Source organism: Paracoccus niistensis (assembly GCF_042432925.1).
GTDB classification, from domain to species: domain Bacteria; phylum Pseudomonadota; class Alphaproteobacteria; order Rhodobacterales; family Rhodobacteraceae; genus Paracoccus; species Paracoccus niistensis.
The window spans coordinates 1-18,274 of the sequence record NZ_JBHLWE010000046.1 but is presented as its reverse complement, the minus strand read 5'-3'; the positions used below and the strand labels follow the sequence as shown (position 1 = coordinate 18,274).

21 protein-coding genes, 1 pseudogene and 2 riboswitches are annotated in these 18,274 nt (G+C 68.0%); of the genes and pseudogenes, 20 read left to right on the top strand and 2 right to left on the bottom strand.

Annotation, left to right across the window (positions count from 1 at the left end; all coding sequences use genetic code 11):
* Positions 1 to 2: 2 nt before the first annotated feature.
* Both cobI and cobJ read left to right on the top strand, forming a co-directional pair.
* A complete protein-coding gene (cobI, locus tag ACFFII_RS15110) occupies positions 3 to 719 on the top strand; it encodes a precorrin-2 C(20)-methyltransferase (RefSeq protein WP_377699699.1) in 717 nt (238 codons plus the stop codon).
* Entirely contained in the window at positions 716 to 1,450 is a 735-nt protein-coding gene (cobJ, locus tag ACFFII_RS15105) for a precorrin-3B C(17)-methyltransferase (RefSeq protein WP_377699698.1), read from the top strand. Before cobI ends, cobJ begins: the two co-directional genes overlap by 4 nt.
* On the opposite strand, the gene ACFFII_RS15100 is transcribed toward cobJ, so the two are convergent.
* Positions 1,429 to 2,172 (bottom strand): cobalt-precorrin-6A reductase, encoded by a 744-nt coding sequence (locus ACFFII_RS15100; RefSeq protein ID WP_377699697.1) that lies wholly within the window; start codon positions 2,170 to 2,172, stop codon positions 1,429 to 1,431. The two genes, cobJ and ACFFII_RS15100, sit on opposite strands and share 22 nt — an antisense overlap.
* Here ACFFII_RS15100 and cbiE point away from each other — a divergent pair.
* The 5 genes and pseudogenes from cbiE (at position 2,171) to cobA (ending at position 6,536) form a co-directional block, all read left to right on the top strand.
* The gene (gene cbiE / locus ACFFII_RS15095) at positions 2,171 to 3,346 is read left to right on the top strand and encodes a precorrin-6y C5,15-methyltransferase (decarboxylating) subunit CbiE (protein WP_377699696.1); all 1,176 of its coding nucleotides are present in this window, start codon (positions 2,171 to 2,173) and stop codon (positions 3,344 to 3,346) included. The two genes, ACFFII_RS15100 and cbiE, sit on opposite strands and share 2 nt — an antisense overlap.
* Positions 3,343 to 3,714: a cobalamin biosynthesis protein gene (locus ACFFII_RS15090; protein ID WP_377699695.1), complete on the top strand. Its 372-nt coding sequence runs from the start codon at positions 3,343 to 3,345 to the stop codon at positions 3,712 to 3,714. Before cbiE ends, ACFFII_RS15090 begins: the two co-directional genes overlap by 4 nt.
* Positions 3,711 to 4,484, top strand: a complete 774-nt coding sequence (gene cobM, locus ACFFII_RS15085; RefSeq protein WP_377699694.1) for a precorrin-4 C(11)-methyltransferase — start codon at positions 3,711 to 3,713, stop codon at positions 4,482 to 4,484. The genes ACFFII_RS15090 and cobM overlap by 4 nt, the downstream gene beginning before the upstream one ends.
* Positions 4,481 to 5,788 carry a cobyrinic acid a,c-diamide synthase CobB gene (locus ACFFII_RS15080; RefSeq protein WP_377699693.1) on the top strand — a complete coding sequence of 436 codons (1,308 nt, stop codon included), beginning with the start codon at positions 4,481 to 4,483 and terminating at the stop codon, positions 5,786 to 5,788. Before cobM ends, ACFFII_RS15080 begins: the two co-directional genes overlap by 4 nt.
* Positions 5,788 to 6,536: pseudogene (gene cobA, locus ACFFII_RS15075) on the top strand (uroporphyrinogen-III C-methyltransferase). Before ACFFII_RS15080 ends, cobA begins: the two are co-directional and overlap by 1 nt.
* On the opposite strand, the gene cobF reads toward cobA, so the two are convergent.
* Positions 6,494 to 7,261: a precorrin-6A synthase (deacetylating) gene (gene cobF / locus ACFFII_RS15070; RefSeq protein ID WP_377699692.1), complete on the bottom strand. Its 768-nt coding sequence runs from the start codon at positions 7,259 to 7,261 to the stop codon at positions 6,494 to 6,496. The pseudogene cobA and the gene cobF overlap by 43 nt on opposite strands.
* Before the next feature lie 124 nt (positions 7,262 to 7,385).
* A riboswitch (cobalamin riboswitch) is annotated at positions 7,386 to 7,581 on the top strand.
* A 308-nt stretch (positions 7,582 to 7,889) separates the two neighbouring features.
* On the opposite strand from cobF, the gene cobU reads away from it, so the two are divergent.
* From cobU to ACFFII_RS15005, 13 genes are all read left to right on the top strand, one after another.
* A complete protein-coding gene (cobU, locus tag ACFFII_RS15065) occupies positions 7,890 to 8,393 on the top strand; it encodes a bifunctional adenosylcobinamide kinase/adenosylcobinamide-phosphate guanylyltransferase (protein ID WP_377699691.1) in 504 nt (167 codons plus the stop codon).
* Positions 8,393 to 9,397 (top strand): nicotinate-nucleotide--dimethylbenzimidazole phosphoribosyltransferase, encoded by a 1,005-nt coding sequence (gene cobT, locus ACFFII_RS15060; RefSeq protein WP_377699690.1) that lies wholly within the window; start codon positions 8,393 to 8,395, stop codon positions 9,395 to 9,397. Before cobU ends, cobT begins: the two co-directional genes overlap by 1 nt.
* Positions 9,394 to 10,131, top strand: coding sequence for an adenosylcobinamide-GDP ribazoletransferase (cobS, locus tag ACFFII_RS15055; RefSeq protein WP_377699689.1), 738 nt, complete (start codon positions 9,394 to 9,396; stop codon positions 10,129 to 10,131). Before cobT ends, cobS begins: the two co-directional genes overlap by 4 nt.
* Positions 10,132 to 10,167: 36 nt before the next feature.
* Positions 10,168 to 10,743 carry a histidine phosphatase family protein gene (locus ACFFII_RS15050; protein WP_377699688.1) on the top strand — a complete coding sequence of 192 codons (576 nt, stop codon included), beginning with the start codon at positions 10,168 to 10,170 and terminating at the stop codon, positions 10,741 to 10,743.
* The gene (locus ACFFII_RS15045; RefSeq protein WP_377699687.1) at positions 10,740 to 11,513 is read left to right on the top strand and encodes a propanediol utilization protein; all 774 of its coding nucleotides are present in this window, start codon (positions 10,740 to 10,742) and stop codon (positions 11,511 to 11,513) included. The genes ACFFII_RS15050 and ACFFII_RS15045 overlap by 4 nt, the downstream gene beginning before the upstream one ends.
* A complete protein-coding gene (cbiB, locus tag ACFFII_RS15040; RefSeq protein ID WP_377699686.1) occupies positions 11,503 to 12,462 on the top strand; it encodes an adenosylcobinamide-phosphate synthase CbiB in 960 nt (319 codons plus the stop codon). The genes ACFFII_RS15045 and cbiB overlap by 11 nt, the downstream gene beginning before the upstream one ends.
* On the top strand, positions 12,462 to 13,412 hold the full coding sequence (cobD, locus tag ACFFII_RS15035; protein WP_377699685.1) for a threonine-phosphate decarboxylase CobD: 951 nt from the start codon (positions 12,462 to 12,464) through the stop codon (positions 13,410 to 13,412). The genes cbiB and cobD overlap by 1 nt, the downstream gene beginning before the upstream one ends.
* 25 nt (positions 13,413 to 13,437) lie before the next feature.
* A riboswitch (cobalamin riboswitch) is annotated at positions 13,438 to 13,645 on the top strand.
* A gap of 98 nt (positions 13,646 to 13,743) precedes the next feature.
* Positions 13,744 to 14,757 carry an ABC transporter substrate-binding protein gene (locus ACFFII_RS15030; RefSeq protein WP_377699684.1) on the top strand — a complete coding sequence of 338 codons (1,014 nt, stop codon included), beginning with the start codon at positions 13,744 to 13,746 and terminating at the stop codon, positions 14,755 to 14,757.
* Complete coding sequence (locus tag ACFFII_RS15025; RefSeq protein ID WP_377699683.1) at positions 14,754 to 15,788, top strand: FecCD family ABC transporter permease; 1,035 nt, start codon at positions 14,754 to 14,756, stop codon at positions 15,786 to 15,788. Before ACFFII_RS15030 ends, ACFFII_RS15025 begins: the two co-directional genes overlap by 4 nt.
* Positions 15,785 to 16,561: an ABC transporter ATP-binding protein gene (locus ACFFII_RS15020; RefSeq protein WP_377699682.1), complete on the top strand. Its 777-nt coding sequence runs from the start codon at positions 15,785 to 15,787 to the stop codon at positions 16,559 to 16,561. The genes ACFFII_RS15025 and ACFFII_RS15020 overlap by 4 nt, the downstream gene beginning before the upstream one ends.
* Before the next feature lie 12 nt (positions 16,562 to 16,573).
* A complete protein-coding gene (locus ACFFII_RS15015) occupies positions 16,574 to 17,005 on the top strand; it encodes a pseudoazurin (protein ID WP_377699681.1) in 432 nt (143 codons plus the stop codon).
* A 57-nt stretch (positions 17,006 to 17,062) separates the two neighbouring features.
* Positions 17,063 to 17,203: a hypothetical protein gene (locus tag ACFFII_RS15010; RefSeq protein ID WP_377699680.1), complete on the top strand. Its 141-nt coding sequence runs from the start codon at positions 17,063 to 17,065 to the stop codon at positions 17,201 to 17,203.
* Positions 17,204 to 17,346: 143 nt separating this feature from the next.
* Entirely contained in the window at positions 17,347 to 18,057 is a 711-nt protein-coding gene (locus tag ACFFII_RS15005; RefSeq protein WP_377699679.1) for a GntR family transcriptional regulator, read from the top strand.
* The last annotated feature ends 217 nt before the right edge of the window (positions 18,058 to 18,274 follow it).

The following is an 18,274-nucleotide window of genomic DNA, read 5'->3' as shown; positions in this document are numbered from 1 at the left end:
CGGTGCCCGGCAAGATCATCTGCCTCGGCCTTGGTCCCGGCGATCCCGAGTTGATGAGCGTCAGGGCCCATCGCTATCTGACGAATGCCCGGCTCGTGGCCTTCTTCCGCAAGGCCGGTGCGAAGGGGGTGGCCCGCAGGCTCGTCGAGGGTCTTCTGCACCCCGATGCCACCGAGATACCAATGGAATACCCGGTGACCACCGAGATCCCCGTGTCCGACCCACGTTACAACGCCGCGCTTGCGGGTTTCTACGAGAAGTGGACCACCAAGCTTCTGCGGCGGTCAGAGGAGGAGGACGTCGTCGTCCTCTGCGAGGGTGATCCCTTCTTCTACGGCTCGTTCATGCATCTTTATGCCCGGCTGCCGCGCGAGCGGGTCGAGGTGGTGCCGGGCATTCCTGGCATGGCCGGCTGCTGGACGGCGACGGGCCTGCCGATCACTTGGGGCGACGACATACTGACGGTTCTGCCGGCCACGCTCCCCCAAGAGGATCTGGCGCGACGTATCCGCGACACCGATGCGCTGGTCGTCATGAAGATCGGCCGCAACCTGCCGCGCCTGCGCGCCGCGTTGGAAAGCGCGGGCAGGGCGGATCAGGCTTGGCTGATCGAGCACGGCACCATGGCCGAAGAGCGGGTTCAGATGTTGTCCGAGGTTGAGGGGCCGGTGCCCTATTTCTCGATCGTGCTGGTGCACGGACAGGGGCGCAGACCATGATGGGATCGCTTGTCATCGCGGGGCTTGGTCCCGGCGCCGAGGCCATGATCACGCCCGAAGTCGCGGCTGCGCTGGATCAGGCCACGGACGTCATCGGCTACATCCCCTATGTCGCCCGCATCGCTCCGCGCGACGGCCTGCGACTGCACTCGTCCGACAACCGGGTCGAGCTTGATCGCGCGAGGCATGCGCTGGAGCTTGCGACCCGGGGAGGGCGCGTGGTTGTCGTGTCCTCGGGCGATCCGGGTGTCTTCGCCATGGCCTCGGCCGTGTTCGAGGCGATAGACTCTGGCCCGTCTGAGTGGCGCGAGCTGGATATCCGGGTCCTGCCGGGCATCACCGCCATGCTGGCGGCGGCGGCCGCAGCAGGTGCCCCCATGGGACACGATTTCTGCGCGATCAACCTTTCGGACAATCTCAAGCCCTTCGATCTGGTGCTGAAGCGGATCAGCCTCGCGCTGGAGGCGGACTTTGCGATGGCCTTCTACAATCCGCGGTCGAAAGCGCGCCCGCACCAGTTCGCCTCCGTGCTGGACCTGCTGCAAGCCCGTGCCGAGCCCGAACGCCTGATCATCTTCGCCCGTGCCGTCTCGACCCCCAAGCAGGACATCCACGTGGTGCCGCTGCGGGATGCGCGTCCCGAGATGGCCGACATGCGCACCCTTGTCATTGTCGGCTCGGCGGCAACGCGGCAGGTCGGACGCTTTGTCTACACGCCGAGGCGGGCATGAAGCCAGTCCATGACCTCGGCAACGGTCCGGCGCACCGGCCGCTCGGGCAGTCCGGGGCGGTCGATCATGATGACAGGAATACCAAGCGACCGGGACGCGACGATCTTCGCCTCGGCCCCGGCTCCGCCCGCGTTCTTGGCGACCAGCAGTTCCGTCCCATGCGCGCGCATCAGGTCAATATCATCCTCCAGCCGGAAGGGGCCACGTGCGACGACGATCTCGGCGTTCGGCAACGGAAAGTCCCGAGCAGGCGCATCGACCAGCCGGGTCAGGAAGCGGTGCTGCGCGAGATGCGCGAAGTCGGCGAGATGCTGACGGCCGATCGCCAGGAACACCCGCTTGCCGGGACCGTCCAGCGCCGCCGCGGCACCCGCGATGTCGGGAACATGGGTCCAGTTGTCCTGCGGTGCTGCCGTCCACGCCGCCCGCTCGAAAGCACAAAGCGGCACCTCGGCCAAGGCGCAGGCCTGCAAGGCATTGCGGCTGATCCGGGCCGCAAAGGGATGGGTCGCGTCGATGACTTGCCCGATGCCGTTGCTCTGCAGGAAAGCCGCAAGCCCCTCGGGTCCTCCGAACCCGCCGATATGCACGGGAACCGGCTGAGCGCGGGGGTTGGCCACGCGTCCCGCATAGGACAGAAGCGCCGGCCACCCCGCCTCGGCGACGGCTTGTGCCAGCCAGCCCGCTTCGGTGGTGCCGCCCAGGATGAGGGTGGTTCGCATGTCTGAATGGCTGTCGATCATCGGCATCGGGGAAAATGGCCTGAAGGATCTGACCGAGGCAAGCCGCGAAGCGCTGGAACGGGCCGAGGTCATCTTCGGCAGCCCGCGCCATCTCGCCATGGTGGACCATCCCGGCATAACCCCATGGCCGGTTCCCTTTTCCCTGTCGCCCCTGCTGGCTTTGCGCGGCAGGCCGGTCGCCGCGCTGGTCTCGGGCGATCCCTTCTGGCACGGCGCGGGCGGCAGCCTCGCGCAGGAACTGCCCGCCGGGGAATGGCGCGCCTATCCCGGTGTCTCGGTTCCGTCCCTCGTTGCCGCGCGGCTTGGCTGGCGGCTGGAGGAGGTGACATGCCTGGGCCTCCATGCCGCACCGCTGGAGCAACTGCGCCGCCATCTGACCGGAGGCGCGAGGCTGATCGTGACCCTGCGCGATGGCACGGCACCTTCCGCACTGGCGAGCTATCTGACCTCCCTGGGTTTCGGGCCTTCGGTGCTGCACGTGATGGAGCATCTGGGCGGCCCGAAAGAACGCATCCGCCGCCATGCCGCCAAGGACAACTTGCCGGTCTTCGAGAACCTCGTCTCCTGCGCCATCGAGGTCCGGGGCGGCAAGGGCTTGCCGCAGGTTTCCGGTCTTGCCGACGATCTCTTCGACCGCGACGGCCAGATCACGAAGCGCCCGATCCGCGCGCTGGCCCTTTCTGCCCTTGCGCCGCGCGCGGGCGAGTTGCTGTGGGACCTTGGCGCGGGCAGCGGCTCGGTCGGGATCGAGTGGCTCCTGTCGCACCCCCGCAATCGCGCCGTGGGCGTCGAGCGCAGCCCGGGGCGGGCTGCGCGTGCCCGGGCCAATGCCCATTCCCTCGGCGTGCCCCAGTTCGACATACGGGAGGGCAGTGCGCTCGAACTGCTGCCCGAATTGCCCGCGCCTGATGCCGTCTTCATCGGAGGCGGGCTGGACGCAGCGCTGCTCGACGCATTGTGGGCGAGCCTTTCTCAAGCAAGCCGCATCGTCGCGCATGGTGTCACGCTGGAAACCGAGAGCCTGCTTGCCGGCGCGCAGGCGAGGCTGGGCGGAACGCTTCTGCGGATCGAGCTGTCGCAAGCCGCGCCCCTGGGCGGCAGGCGCGGCTGGAAGGCCAGCTATCCCGTTGTGCAATGGAGCGTCACGCGATGAAGGTCGTCGGCCTCGGCCTTCGCGCGGCGGCCACCCCGGAGAGCCTGAAGGAACTGCTCCAGCGCCTGCAGGCCACCCCCGACCTGCCGCTTGCCGTGCCGGCGTTTCGGGAAGGCCATCCCGCCGTTCTGGACCTGCGACAGCAGGGCCGCAGGATCATCCCGCTGCCCGAGGCCGCCCTGAACGGCGTGCGCACGCCAACCCGCAGCCTTCGTATCCTGGCCCGTTACGGCACCGGCAGCATTGCCGAGGCCTGCGCCCTCGTCGCGGCGGGACCGGCAGCCCGGATGATCCTGCCTCGCGTGGTCTCGGCCGATGGCCGCGCCACCGCCGCCTTGGCCCAATCCGACGAAAGCCCCTATCCATGACCGTTCATTTCATCGGCGCCGGTCCCGGCGCGCCCGATCTTCTGACCTTGCGGGGACGGGACCTGATCGCCGCCTCGCCCCTCTGCCTTTATGCCGGCTCCCTGGTGCCAGAGGCCGTTCTGCAGCACTGTCCCGCAGGGGCACGGATCATCAACACCGCGCCGATGAGTCTCGACGACATCATCGCCGAGATCGCAACTGCCCACGCCCAAGGGTTGGACGTGGCCCGGCTGCATTCCGGGGACCTGTCCGTCTGGTCGGCAATGGGCGAGCAGCTCCGCCGCTTGAGGGACTTGGACATCCCTTATGACGTCACGCCGGGGGTGCCAGCCTTTGCGGCAAGCGCCGCCGCCCTTGGCGCGGAACTGACATTGCCGGGCGTCGCGCAAAGCGTCGTCCTGACCCGCACCTCCGGCCGCGCCTCGCCCATGCCCGAGGGCGAGGCGCTGGCCGCTTTCGCCGCGACCGGGGCGACGCTGGCGATCCATCTTTCCATTCACCGGCTGGAAGAGGTCGCGGCCGAACTCGGACAGCATTACGGCACGGACTGCCCCGTGGCCGTGGTCTGGCGGGCAAGCTGGCCCGACCAGCGCATCGTGCGGGGAACGCTTGCCTCTATCGCCGCCAACGTGGGCGAGACGATGGAGCGGACGGCCCTGATCCTCGTCGGCCGGGCGCTGGCGGCCGAGGATTTCGATGAAAGCCGGCTTTACGCGGCCGATTATGACCGCCGCTTCCGCGCTGGCCGTGCCGATGCGGTGAAGGGATGAGCCGCGCCACGATCCCTGGCCTTATCGTCTCGGCCCCCCGCTCGGGTGCGGGAAAGACAACGGTGATGCTGGGCCTGCTGCGCTGCCTCGCCGAGGACGGCGTGAAGGTCCGGCCCTACAAATGCGGGCCGGACTACATCGATCCCGCCTTCCACCGAGCGGCCTGCGGCGAGGATTCACGCAATCTCGACAGCTGGGCGATGGAGGCCGGGGTGCTGGCCGACCAGCTTGGCCTTCCAGGCCAGATGGCAATGGCCGAGGGCTCGATGGGGCTGTTCGACGGAGTGGCAAAGGCAGGCGCCTCCGGCAACGGCTCCAGCGCCGATATCGCGGCGATCACGGGCTGGCCGGTTGTGGTGGTGATGGATGTCTCGGGCCATGCGCAGACGGTGGCGGCGTTGGCTGCAGGGCTGAAGCACTTCCGCCGGGATGTGCGTGTCGCAGGGGTCATCCTGAACCGCGTGGCCTCGCCGCGCCATGAGCGGCTGTGCCGGCTTGCGCTGGACGACGCAGGCATCCCCGTCTTCGGCGCCTTGCCGAGGCGCGGCGACCTGACTTTGCCCGAGCGGCACCTAGGCCTCGTGCAGGCCGTTGAACATACTGACCTTCAGGCGACCATCGCCTCCTATGCTGCTTTCCTGCGTGCGCATATCGATCTCGTCGCCTTGCGGGGGCTGGCGTCCGGCGGCATGTCCCTGGGCGCGTCCCGGCGCTGCCGCCCGCCGGCACAGCGGATCGCCTTGGCGCGAGACGCTGCCTTCTCGTTCACCTATCCGCATCTTCTCGCCGGTTGGCGGGCAGCCGGAGCGGAGATCCTGCCTTTCTCCCCGTTGGCCGATGAGCGCCCGGCCGAGGCCGATTGCTGCTGGCTTCCCGGCGGTTATCCGGAACTTCACGCAGGCCGTCTGGCCGGGGCGCAGAACTTCCTTGGGGGCTTGAGACGGTTTGCCGAGAACAAGCCGGTTCACGGTGAATGCGGAGGATACATGGTGTTGGGGGAAAGCCTGACGGATGCGGATGGGGAGAGCCACCGAATGGCCGGGCTTCTTGGGCTGGAAACGAGCTATGCAAACCGCCGGATGCATCTGGGATACCGGCGCGCGCGGCTGCTTTCACCTTTGCCGGGCCATGATCGCGGCCAGAGCCTGCTGGGACACGAGTTCCACTATTCCACCATCCTCTCGCAGCCCGACGCGCCCTTGGCCGAGGTTCTCGATGCAGATGGCAATCCTGTTCCGGAAACCGGATCGCGGCGGGGCAATGTCACCGGCACCTTCTTCCACATGATCGCGGAGGCGCCATAATGGATGCAGGCCTTGTCAGCTTCGTGTCCTCCGGTCCCGGTGACCCGGAACTGCTGACGGTCCGGGCCAGGAAGCGCCTGCAGGCGGCCGGAGTCATTCTTTACGACGACCTTTCCTCGGGGCCGATCCTCGAGCTCGCCTCAAGCGGCGCAGAACTGATTTCCGTAGGCAAGCGCGCGGGCCGCGCCTCGGTGCCGCAGGACGAAATCAACAGGCTGCTGGTGGATCAGGCAAGGACCGGTGCCAGGGTGGTGCGGCTGAAATCCGGTGATGCGGGCATGTTCGGCCGCCTGGAGGAGGAGATCGCCGCCCGTGACGCGGCCGGGATCGGCTACGAGGTCATTCCGGGTGTGACCGCCCGGCTGCGGCTGCGGCTGCGGCTGCAGCGGGCCTCCCCCTGACGCGCCGCTTGACCGCGCGACGGGTGCAGTTCGTGACCGGACATGATGTCACCGGGGCACTCCCGGGCGACCTGAACTGGGCCGCGCTGGCGGACCCTCAGGCAGTGACGGCTGTCTACATGGCGCGGGCGACCTTTCCCGACATCGCCGGCAAACTGATCGCGCATGGGCTGCCGGCGGACACGCCGGCGATCCTCGCGTCCGGGGTGTCTACGCCCGCCGAAGCGCTGCACAGGGGCACGATCAGCGAGCTTGTCGAGATGTGCCGCATGAATGCGCGCGCGGCTGCCCCGACGCTGATCCTTTACGGGGCGCTCGCCGAGGGCACCTCGCGCCGCAGCAGGTAGATGTCCATGATCCAGCCCCGCTGCGCCCGTGCCTCTGCGCGGGCCTTGACGATACGCGGGCCTGCCTCGGCCAGCGACCCTTGGTCGAGGATCTGGCCCTTCATCCCCACATAGCCACCCCACCAGATCGAGATCCCTGCCGGGTCGAGCGTGGTGAAAGAACATTCGCCGTCGAGCATCACCACCAACGTGTCGATGCCCTTGGGCCAGCCATGCTCTCGCAGGTGGCGCCCCGTGGTGACAAGGAACGGCTCAGCCAGACGGTTGAGCGGGATTGCATGGGCTGCCGTGAGCACCTGCAGCGACATCAGGCCGGGCACCACCTTCAGGTCCAGCGGGCGGACCTTCCGGATGCGCTCGGCGATCCGCAGCGTGCTGTCGAACAGGGCAGGGTCGCCCCAGACGAGCAGCGCGACCTTTCGCGCCTCGGGATAGGGCGCGAGCGCATCAAGCCAAGCTTGCGCGATGGCATCGTGCCACCGCCTCACCCGCACCTTGTAATCGGACACCGTCGGGTCGCGCTCGGGCATGGGAAAGGACACAAGCCGGGCTTTGTCATCTTCGACACAGCCGGCGGCAATCCTGCGGCGCAGGTCTGCAAGTTCCTGCCGGTCCTCGCCCTTGTCGGGGATCAGCAGGATGTCCGCCGCCCGGATCGCCTCGACCGCCTGCAGGGTCAGGTGATCCGGGTTGCCGGTCGCGATGCCGACGAGTGTCAGTTCCATGGCAGTGCCTCCGAGAGCTTGCGGCACCGCCTAAAGGGGAAGCTGCGCCTTTCGCAAGGCAGGAGGGCGGTGCCCCCGCACGGGCTGAGCCCCGACCAGCCTTGACAGCCGGCGCGGCCCCGTCGCAGAACCCGAGCGTCGAGGTGCCGCGAGAGCGGCTTAATATGGGAACCGGGTGCGCCTTCAGGCAAATCTCGGACTGCCCCCGCAACTGTAAGCGGCGAGCGACGGTCAATGCGCCACTGTGCCCTTGGGTATGGGAAGGCTGGCCGAAGTGATGACCCGCAAGTCAGGAGACCTGCCCCGACGATCACCCATCCACGGCGCGGGGTGCGTCCGAGGAGCGGCTGTTCCGCAGCGGTGACGATTGGAACCGTCTGCGGGGCGCAATTCCCCACAGGCATATTGTCATGCGGCCTACGATGGCCACCGAGGAGGGAACCATGAGGTTCTCGTCGCATCGCGCCGGTCGGGCAGGCGCCCATGCAGCTTGGCGGCTTCTGGCATGGCAGGCGCCATATGCTGCGGACCCTCAGCCCAAGCGACATGGCGGCGTTTGCACGCCGTCTCGCAGAGGACTGCCGGACGTGCGGTTCACGGCCTGGCCGTTCAAGGACACGGAGGCTCCATGGGTTCGATCATCCTTGTGACAGGCGGGGCCCGATCGGGGAAAAGCGCGATCGCGGAAGGCCGCACGCTCTCGCTCGGCAGCCCTGCCGTCTATGTCGCGACCGCGCAAGCCTTCGACGCCGAGATGGAGGAGCGGATCGCGGCGCACCGTGCCCGGCGGGGGGACGAATGGCGGACCCATGCCGAGCCGCTAGATCTCTGCGGGGCGCTGGCGCTTACCGACGGATCGCCGCGGCTGGTGGATTGCCTGACGCTGTGGCTGTCGAACCTGATCCTGTCCGAACGCGACTGGCAGGCCGAGGCCGCGCGGCTGGTCGAAACGCTCGGCGCGCAGGCCTCGCCAGTGGTGCTGGTGACGAACGAGGTCGGCGCCGGGATCGTGCCCGAGAACCGGCTTGCCCGGCTCTTCCGCGATGCGGCGGGCCTGCTGAACCAGCAGGTCGCGCAAGCGGCGGATGAGGTCATCCTGGCCGTCTGCGGCCTTCCCGTGAAAGTGAAATGATGCGCTTTGAATCCCTGTCCCGGGTCGCCGCCTTGGCCGATACCCTGCCCGTCGCCGATGAGGTCGCCCGCGCCGCCGCCGCGCGCCGTCAGGACAGCCTGACGAAGCCGCCGGGCTCGCTCGGCCGGCTCGAGGAGATCGCACTCTTCATGGCCGCCTGGCGGGGGACCGAGCGGCCCCGGGCCGACCGCGCGCAGGCGCTGGTATTTGCGGGCAACCACGGGATCTGCGCGCAAGGGGTGAACCCCTTCCCGCAGGAGGTCACGGCGCAGATGGTGGCGAACTTCCAGGCAGGGAGCGCCGCGATCAACCAGCTGTGCCGCGTGAACGGCGCCGAGCTGTCGGTGATCGCGCTGGACCTTGACCGCCCGACCGCCGATTTTACGACCGCGCCGGCGATGAGCGGGGCCGAGGTGCTGGAGGCCATGAACCGGGGCGCCGCAGCCATCGACCCGCAGGCCGACATCCTGACGCTCGGCGAGATGGGCATCGGCAACTCGACCATCTCGGCCGCGCTCTGCGCCGCGCTGTTCGGGGGCGAGGTTGCGGACTGGGTGGGACGGGGCACCGGCTCGGATGACGCAGGCCTGCGGCGCAAGATCGACGCGATCACGCGTGGGCTTGAGCGGCATATGGGCTGCGCGCCGCTGGAAACCCTTGCCGCCCTTGGCGGGCGCGAGCAGGCGGCGATCTGCGGCGCGGTCCTTGCAGCGCGGGCGGCGCGCATCCCGGTGATCCTTGACGGCTTCATCTGCACCGCGGCCGTGGCGCCCCTGTTCGTGGCGGACCCGCGCCTGCTCGACCATTGCCTCGTCGGCCACCTGTCGCTTGAACCGGGTCACCGCAAGCTGCTTGCGGCCATGGGCAGGACCGCCATCCTCGACTTCGACATGCGGCTGGGGGAAGGCTCGGGGGCGGCGCTGGCGCTGGGGATCGTGCGTTCAGCGCTGGCCTGCCACAACGGCATGGCGACATTCGCCGATGCCGGGATCGGCGGGGCATGAGGCAGCGACTGGCCGAGGCGCAGCTGGCCGTCATCCTTCTGACGCGGGTGCCTTTCGGGCGCCTGCGCGATCCCGTCCCGCCCTTGGGCGCGGCGGCTTGGGCCTTTCCGCTGGCCGGGCTGCTGGTCGGCCTGATCGCGTGCGCGGTGATGGCGGCGGCGCTGGCGCTTGGCCTGTCGGCGCCGGTCGCGGGCGGGCTTGCGCTTGGCGCGCAGGTCATGGCGACGGGCGCCCTGCACGAGGACGGGCTTGCCGACATCTGCGACGGCTTCTGGGGCGGCGCTTCGCGCGAGCGGCGGCTTGAGATCATGCGCGACAGCCGGATCGGCAGCTATGGCACGGTCGGGCTGATCCTGACGCTGGGCCTGCGCTGGCTGGGGCTGGCCGCCATTGCCGAGGCGCAGGCCCTGGCCGCCGTCATCGCCGTGGCCGTGGCCAGCCGTGTGGCCCCCGTCGCGCTGATGGCAGGACTGCCGCCCGCGCGTGTCGAGGGGCTGGGGGCGCAGGGACGGGCCGTCGGGACGGCCAGCGTCCTCGTGGCGGCGCTGATCGGGGTGCTGCCCCTGCTGCTTCTGCCGCAGGGCGGGGCCGCGCTGGTCGCGGCGGCGCTGGCAGTGGCCGTGCTGGCGCTAGTCGCCCGCCGGAAGATCGGCGGACAGACCGGCGACGTGCTGGGCGCGGGTCAGCAGGCCTCCGAGATCGCGCTGCTGCTGGCGCTCGGGGCCTATGCTTGACCGTGGCGATGAAGCTGACTGAAGGAGCCGCAGGCAATGTCTGACCTTCTCCATGCCGAGATCTTCCTGATCCGTCACGCTCCGGTGGCAGAGAGCGGCCGGCTTGCCGGCCGCCTCGACCTGTCGGCGGATCTGTCGAACCAGGCGGCCCTTGCGGCAGTTGCGGCTCGTCTTCCACCAGGCGCGATGCTGACCAGTTCTCCGGCGCGGCGCTGCCTGATGACCGCCGAGGCACTGGTTCCCGGATTTGCCGCGAGGACTGACGAAAGGCTGTGGGAGCAGGACTTCGGAGAATGGGAGGGGCTGGAGCATGGCGCCGTTCCCGACCTGGGCTCCCTGGCCCCGGAGGCCCTTGCCGGCCACTGCCCTCCCGGTGGCGAGAGCTTCAGGGATCTTTGTGCCCGCACAAACCCCGCCCTTCTGGATCTTGCGCGCAGAGGGGGTGCACAGGTCGTGATCGCCCACGCGGGCACCGTCCGGGCAGCGCTGTCCCTTGCCACGGGCTCGGTCGGCGGCGCCTTGTCGTTCCAGGTGGCGCCCCTGTCGCTGACCCGTTTCCACGTCGGTCGGCACGGCCACTGGTCGGTCGCTGAGGTCAACTGGCAACCATGATCACCGTCAGGGTTCGGGGACATTTCGGGGAATATCTGCAAGGCAGGCTGGGGCCGGACGGCCCGCTCGGCCTGATCACAATTCCCTGCTCGAAGACCGGGCTGCACGCGCAACTCCGCTGCAGGATCAGGGAAGCGGCCAATCCACTTGCCGGCTTCCTGCGGGCCTTGGGCCTTGCGGATCGGGGAGAGGTCGTCATCTCGCCCCTGTCGCCACCCGGCGCCGGCACGGGCATATCCACCGCCAAGCTGATCGCGACGGCGCGGCTTCATGGCTGGCAGGGGCCGACCGGGCGCCTTATGGCGGCCTGCGTGGCCGAAGAGGGGGCTTCAGACCCCTTGGCTTTCGCCCATCCCGAGCGCCTGCTCTGGGCCTCTCGAGAGGGCCGCATCCTACAAGGGATGCCCGAGATTCCTGCCCATGAGATCGTGGGAGGCTATTTCGGAGCGCCTCGTTCCACCGATCCCGCCGACATGGTTTTCCCGGAGGTTTCGGATATTGTCGCGGGCTGGCAGAAAGCCGGAAAGTTGCAGGCCTTCGCCGAGCTTGCATCTGAAAGCGCCCGGCGGTGCCTGCGGACGAGGGGACCGGCAGATGATCCAACGGAAGAGCTTTCCGGAAGTCTTGGGGCACTCGGCTTCGTCCTCGCCCATACCGGCTCGGCCCGCGGCCTGATCTTCCCCAAAGGTGGGGTTCCGCCTGACGCAGCCCCTGCGCTGGAGGCTGCAGGGATCACGGGCGTCCTGCAGTTCGCAAGCGATGATCGCTGAATTCCCCGCGATGATGCTGGTGGCGCTTGCCATCGACTGGCTGATCGGCTGGCCGCACTGGCTTTATGCGCGGGTCGGGCATCCGGTGACATGGGCGGGGCACCTCGTCGCCCTCCTGGAGGCACGGCTGAACCGGGCGGATTTCCCGCGCAGGCTCACGGGGGCAGCGGCTCTTATCCTCTGCGTGGCCGCCGCCTTCCTGCCCTTTGCTGCAGCCCAAGCACTGCTGCCAGGTCATGTTCCGGGCATCGTCCTGGGTGGCGTCCTTGCCTGGCCGCTGGTCGCAGTTCGATCCATGCATGACCATGTCGCCGCGGTGGAACGGCCTCTGACCGACGGAAACCTGCCCGAGGCACGCCATGCCGTCTCGATGATCGTGGGCCGCAACCCTGAGGCATTGGACGAGGCAGGCGTTTCGCGCGCGGCACTGGAGAGCCTTGCCGAGAACACCTCTGACGGGATCTTGGCCCCGGTCTTCTGGGGTGCGGTTGCGGGTCTGCCGGGGATTGCGGTCTACAAGATGATCAACACGCTGGATTCCATGATCGGCCATCGTAACCCGCGTTATCTGCATTTCGGCTGGGCGTCCGCCCGGCTGGACGACCTCGTCAACCTGATTCCGGCGCGGGCCACGGGAGTGCTGTTTTCCCTTGCCTCGGACAAGCCTGCCCATGCGCTGCGCGTCATGCTGCGCGACGCACACGGACACCGCTCGCCCAATGCGGGATGGCCCGAGGCGGCCATGGCCGGGGCGCTGGGCGTCCGCCTGTCAGGGCCGAGGATCTATGACGGCCATGTGGCGCCCGAGCCCTGGCTTAACGCGGGAGCGCCGGACCCGGTCCCGGTATCCCTGACACAGGGCCTGAGGCTCTACAGGCGGGCGATGATGCTGCTGGTGGCTGCACTGGTCCTTGCGGCGCTGCTGCCTATCATCACCGGACCATCCTGATGCGCGATCATGGCGGAAACCTTGACGAGGCCCGGGTCGCGTGGGGGCAGGGGGACTGGATCGACCTGTCCACCGGCATCAATCGCCAGCCCTATCCCTTGCCCGAGCTTCCGCCCGAGGCATGGACGAACCTGCCGACGGCAAGCGCCAGGGCCGCGCTGATGGAGGCTGCCGCCGCGGCCTTCGGCACCGCCGCACCGGGGCTCGCGGTGGCGGGGGCGCAGACAGCAATCCAGATGATCCCCCTGCTGGAAAGCCCTCGCCTCGCGCGCGTGCTCGCCCCAACCTACAACGAACACGCAGCCTGTCTGAGACAGGCGGGCTGGCGAGTCGAGGAGGTGGGAGAACTCGATGCCCTGTCCGGTGCGGATCTGGCAATCGTCGTGAACCCCAACAACCCGGACGGTCGCCATTACCGCAGGGAGGCTCTGCGGAGCCTTTCAGTCGGAACGCTGCTTGTCGACGAGAGCTTCGCTGATCCTGCCCCGGACGAAAGCCTTGTGGTCGAGGCCAGCGACCGCCTGCTTGTCCTGCGCTCTTTCGGCAAGTTCTGGGGGCTCGCGGGCCTGCGGCTTGGCTTCGTCTACGGCGGCGAGGAGGTGATCCGCCGGATGTCTGCGCTCGCAGGCCCCTGGCCCGTCTCGGGACCTGCCCTCGAAATCGGGCGGATCGCGCTTGGCGATCTGGACTGGCGCCGCGAAACCATTCGCCGCCTTTCCGGCGAGGCGACCCGGCTGGACGATCTGGCGGCGAGCGCCGGATGGGCCCTGGCGGGCGGCACGCATCTTTTCCGCCTCTACAAGACATCGGGTGCGAATAAGGCGCAGGCCGCACTGGCACGGCACCACATCTGGACGCGCCGGTTTCCTTATTCCGACACCTGGCTCCGCCTCGGCCTGCCGGGAAACGAAAGCGAATGGCAGCGGCTTGGGGCGGCCCTCGGCGTCTGATGACGGTGACAGCCTCGCCAACCAGCTTCAACTTGCCAGCATCGATCCCTGCCGCTACGGAGACCGTGTCGGAAAGGGAATCCGCCGGGGTCTTGCGCCCCCAACCGGAACTGCCCCCGCAACTGTAGGCGGTGAGCCGCGCCCGAATATGCCACTGGACCTTTCGGGGTCTGGGAAGGTCGGGCCGGCGATGACCCGTCAGTCAGGAGACCTGCCGACGCAGTTTGACCAATCCGAGCGGGTCGGCTCGGGAGGGATCGCGTTCCGTGCAATGCTGCCCGGAGTCCGTCCGCTCGTTTGGCCCGTCCATGATGTAGCGGAAGGACATATCATGCTGAGGATGACGACGACGGCGGCCATGGCTGTCATGGCTGCGGCGCCGATGGCGTTCGCGGGCACGGACTATCCCCTGACATTCACCAGCTGCGGCCACGAGGTCACCATCGACCAGGCGCCCGAAAGCGTCGTCAGCGTCGGCCAGAGCACGACCGAGATCCTTTACATGCTGGGTCTTGCCGACAAGGTCGCTGGCACCGCGCTGTGGATCAACCCGGTCCTGCCCGAGTTCGCCGAGGTGGATGCGCAGGTCGAGCGTCTGTCGGACAACGCCCCCAGCTTCGAAAGCGTGCTGGCGAAACGGCCCGATCTGGTCGTCACCGCCTATGAATGGATGATCGGCCCGCAGGGGGCGGTCGGCACGCGGGATATGTTCGACGACGCCGGGATCCTCAGCTGGATCATGCCGACCGAATGCATCGGCAAGGACAACAGCCAGAGCATGGACGGCGCACGAACGGTGCTGTTCGACACCGCGCTTCTGTATCAGGGCATCAAGGAGCTGGCACAGATCTTCGATGTCTCGGAACGCGGCGAGGCCCTGATTGCCGACCTCAAGGCGCGTGAAGCCGCGGCGGTCGGGCAGGCGCAGGCGCTAAACCTGCCCGACGATCTTTCGGGAGTGTTCTGGTATTCGTCAGCCGATATCGAAATTGATCCCTATGTCGCGGGCGTCAACGCCGTGCCGGGCTGGATGCTGGCCAAGCTGGGAGTGAAAAACGTCGTCACCTCCGAAGAGGAGTGGCCGACGGTCGGTTGGGAAACCATCGCCCGCGCCGATCCCAGCTTCATCGTCGCGGCCGAAATGAACCGGCGTCGATTTCCCGCCGACGACATCGCCGTCAAGCGCGAGTTCCTGAGCGGCGATCCCGTGACCAGCCAGATGGAGGCGGTGAAGAACGACCGCATCCTGACGCTGGAAGCCCATGCGATGGACCCCTCGATCCGCGCGATCTACGGACTTGAGGCCCTGTCAAACGCGCTTGCCGGTCTCGGTCTGTCCCGATGAGCCGTGGCGCTGCCGCCCGCCGTGCGGGCTGGCTTTGGCTCGCGCCCGTCATGCTGGCGGCGGCGCTGCTTTTCGGCACGGCCGTGGGCGAGACGCGGATACCGCTGTCCACCGTAATGGCAGTGCTGGGCAACAAGGCCGGCCTGACGGCTGCCGTTCTCGATCCCGTGGATGCCAGCGTGGTCTGGCATTACCGCCTGTCCCGCGCGGTCGTGGCCGCCTGCGGCGGCGCCAGCCTGGCGTTGTCGGGGCTGATTCTTCAGGCGCTGCTGCGGAACGCCTTGGCCGAGCCCTATCTGCTGGGGATCTCGGCCGGGGCCTCGACAGGTGCGGTCGCCGTTACCGTGGCAGGCTTCGGTGCGGGCATGATCAGCATGTCGGCGGGGGCCTTTGCGGGCGCGCTGGTTGCGTTTGGTCTGGTCGCGGTCCTCGCCCGCGCGGCACGGGGAACAGGCATTCAGACCACCGGCATCATCATCCTGGCGGGCATTGCCGGATCGCAGATGTTCAATGCCACGACCGCGCTGATCATCGCGCAATCGGCCAGTGCCGAGCAGGCGCGCGGGATCATGTTCTGGCTTCTGGGCAATCTTTCGGGCGTCCGCTGGCCGGATATCTGGATAGCGCTGCCGGTAGCTCTGCTGGGTCTGGGCGTTGCACTGTGGCACGCGCGGACTCTGGATGCCTTTACCTTCGGAGCCGACAGCGCCGCGGCCTTGGGGATCGACGTGCGCCGGGCGCAGGCAGTGCTGATCGGGACCGCCGCGCTGGTGACGGCAGTCATGGTGTCGATCGCCGGGGCGATCGGTTTCGTCGGGCTGGTCGTGCCGCATGCGATGCGCTTCCTCGTGGGCGTGCGCCATGCCCGGCTCGTCCCCGCCACGGCGCTCGCGGGCGCGGTCTTCCTTGTGCTGTCCGACGTGGTGTCGCGCATCGTCATTCCGGGCCAGGTGCTGCCCATCGGTGTCATCACCGCGCTGGTCGGGGCGCCTGCCTTCGCCGTTGTCATGATCCGGGGGCGGCAGCGATGAGCGGGGCGCCCATCCTCGAACTCATCGGCGCCTCCCGGAGGGTGCAGGGCCGGGATCTCGTCGCGGACGTGAGCCTGCGACTGCGTCCGGGCGAGATGTTGGGCGTGATCGGGCCGAACGGGTCGGGCAAGTCTACGCTGCTGAACATGATGGCGGGGCTGCTGCCGCCGACCCGCGGCGAGGTCCGGCTTGCGGGCCAGTCGGTGACGCGGTTGCGGCGGCAGCAGATCGCCCAACGGCTCGCCCTTGTGTCGCAGGCGGCCGATACCGCCGAGCGGATTTCCGTTCGCGACGCGGTGGAGCTGGGCCGCACGCCTTGGCTCGGGCCGCTTCGCCCGTGGGGCGCCAAGGACGATGAGGCCGTTCAGGCCGCCTTGCAGGCGGTCGGGATGGAGCGGATGGCCGCGCGGGACTGGTCCACCCTGTCAGGCGGCGAGCGCCAGCGGGTCCACATCGCGCGGGCCCACGCGCAGGCGCCGCAGCTTCTGCTGTTGGACGAGCCTACGAACCATCTGGATATCCACCACCAGCTCTCCATTCTCGAGTTGGTTTCGCAGCTTCCGGTCACGACCGTGATCGCGCTGCACGACATGCATCACGCGCTGCGCTGCGACCGCGTCATGGTGATGCAGTCCGGCCGCTGCGTGGCGCTAGGGGCACCGCTCGACATCCTGACCCCGGCGCTGATCCGCGAGATCTTTGCCGTCGATGCCCGGTTGATCGCGCATCCGGCCGGCGGCTTCCCGCTTTTCGCCTTCCAACGCCTCGCCTGAAAGGACATCGCCGTGCTGATCCGTGCTGCGCTTCTTTCCTGTCTCTTGCCGTTTGCGGCCTTTGCCGAGACGCATGAGGTCAGGATGCTCAACCGCAATGACAGTGGCCCGATGCCGTTCGAGCCTGACTATCTGGTCATCCAGCCGGGCGACATGGTGAAGTTCATCGCCGCAAGCCCTGGGCACAATGCCGCCACCATCGACGGTATGATCCCGAGCAATGGCGAGAAATTCGTCGGCAAGATCAACGAGGAGATCGCTGTCACGCTGACCGAGGAGGGCATCTGGGGGATCAAGTGCTCGCCCCATTACACCATGGGCATGGTGATGCTGATCCAGGTCGGGGATAGCCCGGCGCCCGAAGCCGACCTGCCCAAAGATCTACCGCCTGCCGCGCGCGAGCGCATGCTGCAAATACTTGCCCGAGAGTCGGCCCGGAACTGATCTCCAAACCGGCTGTGACCGCAATTGACGCTGGTCGCTCGATAGCCTCTGCTGGACATGAGCTATGCGGACTGCGGCCCCTTCGACCGCGCGCTGGAGTGGGGATCAATTCCAGACCCATCGCCGGGCGAACCAGATCGGCTCCTGCTGGCTTGCTTGGACATCATCCTGCTGGCGGGCTCGGCCGCGGTGATGTGATGGGTGGAAGCGGCGTGCCTCGGACAACCTGAGCGTGCCGCTGGACGTGCTGCAAGAGATCAGGGGGCTCCACCACGGCTGACACGACCAGCAGCCGCCGGCCTGCCCGTGACCGGCAATCAGCGAACGGCCGATCCGACGCTATGGCCCCTGAAGGTGCGCCAGTCGGCAAGAGCCTGCAGCACAAGACCATGGCGATGGCTGCCGCCGAAGCCCTGCGTGACCGGATACTCAGTTCCGAATATCCCCCCGGCTTGCAACTGAAGCAAGAAAACCTCGCCCGCGAGTTCGGCATGAGCCGCATTCCCCTGCGCGAGGCGTTTCTGATCCTCGAACGCGAGGGCCTGATCCGAATGCTGCCCCACAAGGGCGCCATCGTCACGGAACTGACTGCCGAGGAGGTGGACGATCTCTTCTCGATGCGGATGCTGGTGGAACCGTGGCTTCTGGAGCGCTCGGCCGCCCGGCTGACGGCCGAGGACTTCATCGAACTCGACCGGATCCAGAGTGCCTATGCCGCATCGCTCGACAGCAACGACATCGCGATGTGGAACGGGCTGAACAAGGACTTCCACATGCGGCTTTACCGACATGCCGGCAGTCCGCGGATGCTGAGCCTTGTCGCCAATCTGCTGACCGAATGCGACATCCACACGCGTATCCAGCCTCTCGGCATCCCGGGTGATCGGGAGAGGGCGGTGGCCGAGCATCGCGCCCTGCTCGACCTCTGCCGCGCGCGCCGGGAGGCCGAGGCCGCGGACTTGCTGCGCCAGCACATCGACCATATCCGCCAGGGCCTGCTGGATCTGGCACGGCGGCGGCACGAACAAGACGGCCCCGGTGCGCTTTGCTAAGGCGCCGAATCCGGCCGAGGAGGGTAGTGTGGAACATCGCCCGTCGCGTGGCATGGGTTACCGACAGTAACGGGCGGAGAGCCGACTATCGGCGGCATGGCAAGGCAGCGGCAGCAACGTGGTAAAGCTGTCATTCGTCTGCAGCGCATCACCCTAGGCTCAGGACCCATTGTCTTCATGGCCAGAACATGACGGTGGCTGCGAGGGGTCGACGCAT

Bases quoted from the DNA above. Each gene is read 5' to 3' on its own strand.
- cobJ (WP_377699698.1), top strand. From the start codon at position 716: ATGATGGGATCGCTTGTCATCGCGGGGCTTGGTCCCGGCGCCGAGGCC.
- cbiE (WP_377699696.1), top strand. From the start codon at position 2,171: ATGTCTGAATGGCTGTCGATCATCGGCATCGGGGAAAATGGCCTGAAG.
- ACFFII_RS15100 (WP_377699697.1), bottom strand. From the start codon at position 2,172: ATGCGAACCACCCTCATCCTGGGCGGCACCACCGAAGCGGGCTGGCTG.
- ACFFII_RS15090 (WP_377699695.1), top strand. From the start codon at position 3,343: ATGAAGGTCGTCGGCCTCGGCCTTCGCGCGGCGGCCACCCCGGAGAGC.
- cobM (WP_377699694.1), top strand. From the start codon at position 3,711: ATGACCGTTCATTTCATCGGCGCCGGTCCCGGCGCGCCCGATCTTCTG.
- ACFFII_RS15080 (WP_377699693.1), top strand. From the start codon at position 4,481: ATGAGCCGCGCCACGATCCCTGGCCTTATCGTCTCGGCCCCCCGCTCG.
- cobF (WP_377699692.1), bottom strand. From the start codon at position 7,261: ATGGAACTGACACTCGTCGGCATCGCGACCGGCAACCCGGATCACCTG.
- cobU (WP_377699691.1), top strand. From the start codon at position 7,890: ATGGGTTCGATCATCCTTGTGACAGGCGGGGCCCGATCGGGGAAAAGC.
- cobT (WP_377699690.1), top strand. From the start codon at position 8,393: ATGCGCTTTGAATCCCTGTCCCGGGTCGCCGCCTTGGCCGATACCCTG.
- cobS (WP_377699689.1), top strand. From the start codon at position 9,394: ATGAGGCAGCGACTGGCCGAGGCGCAGCTGGCCGTCATCCTTCTGACG.
- ACFFII_RS15050 (WP_377699688.1), top strand. From the start codon at position 10,168: ATGTCTGACCTTCTCCATGCCGAGATCTTCCTGATCCGTCACGCTCCG.
- ACFFII_RS15045 (WP_377699687.1), top strand. From the start codon at position 10,740: ATGATCACCGTCAGGGTTCGGGGACATTTCGGGGAATATCTGCAAGGC.
- cbiB (WP_377699686.1), top strand. From the start codon at position 11,503: ATGATCGCTGAATTCCCCGCGATGATGCTGGTGGCGCTTGCCATCGAC.
- cobD (WP_377699685.1), top strand. From the start codon at position 12,462: ATGCGCGATCATGGCGGAAACCTTGACGAGGCCCGGGTCGCGTGGGGG.
- ACFFII_RS15030 (WP_377699684.1), top strand. From the start codon at position 13,744: ATGCTGAGGATGACGACGACGGCGGCCATGGCTGTCATGGCTGCGGCG.
- ACFFII_RS15025 (WP_377699683.1), top strand. From the start codon at position 14,754: ATGAGCCGTGGCGCTGCCGCCCGCCGTGCGGGCTGGCTTTGGCTCGCG.
- ACFFII_RS15020 (WP_377699682.1), top strand. From the start codon at position 15,785: ATGAGCGGGGCGCCCATCCTCGAACTCATCGGCGCCTCCCGGAGGGTG.
- ACFFII_RS15010 (WP_377699680.1), top strand. From the start codon at position 17,063: ATGAGCTATGCGGACTGCGGCCCCTTCGACCGCGCGCTGGAGTGGGGA.
- ACFFII_RS15005 (WP_377699679.1), top strand. From the start codon at position 17,347: ATGGCCCCTGAAGGTGCGCCAGTCGGCAAGAGCCTGCAGCACAAGACC.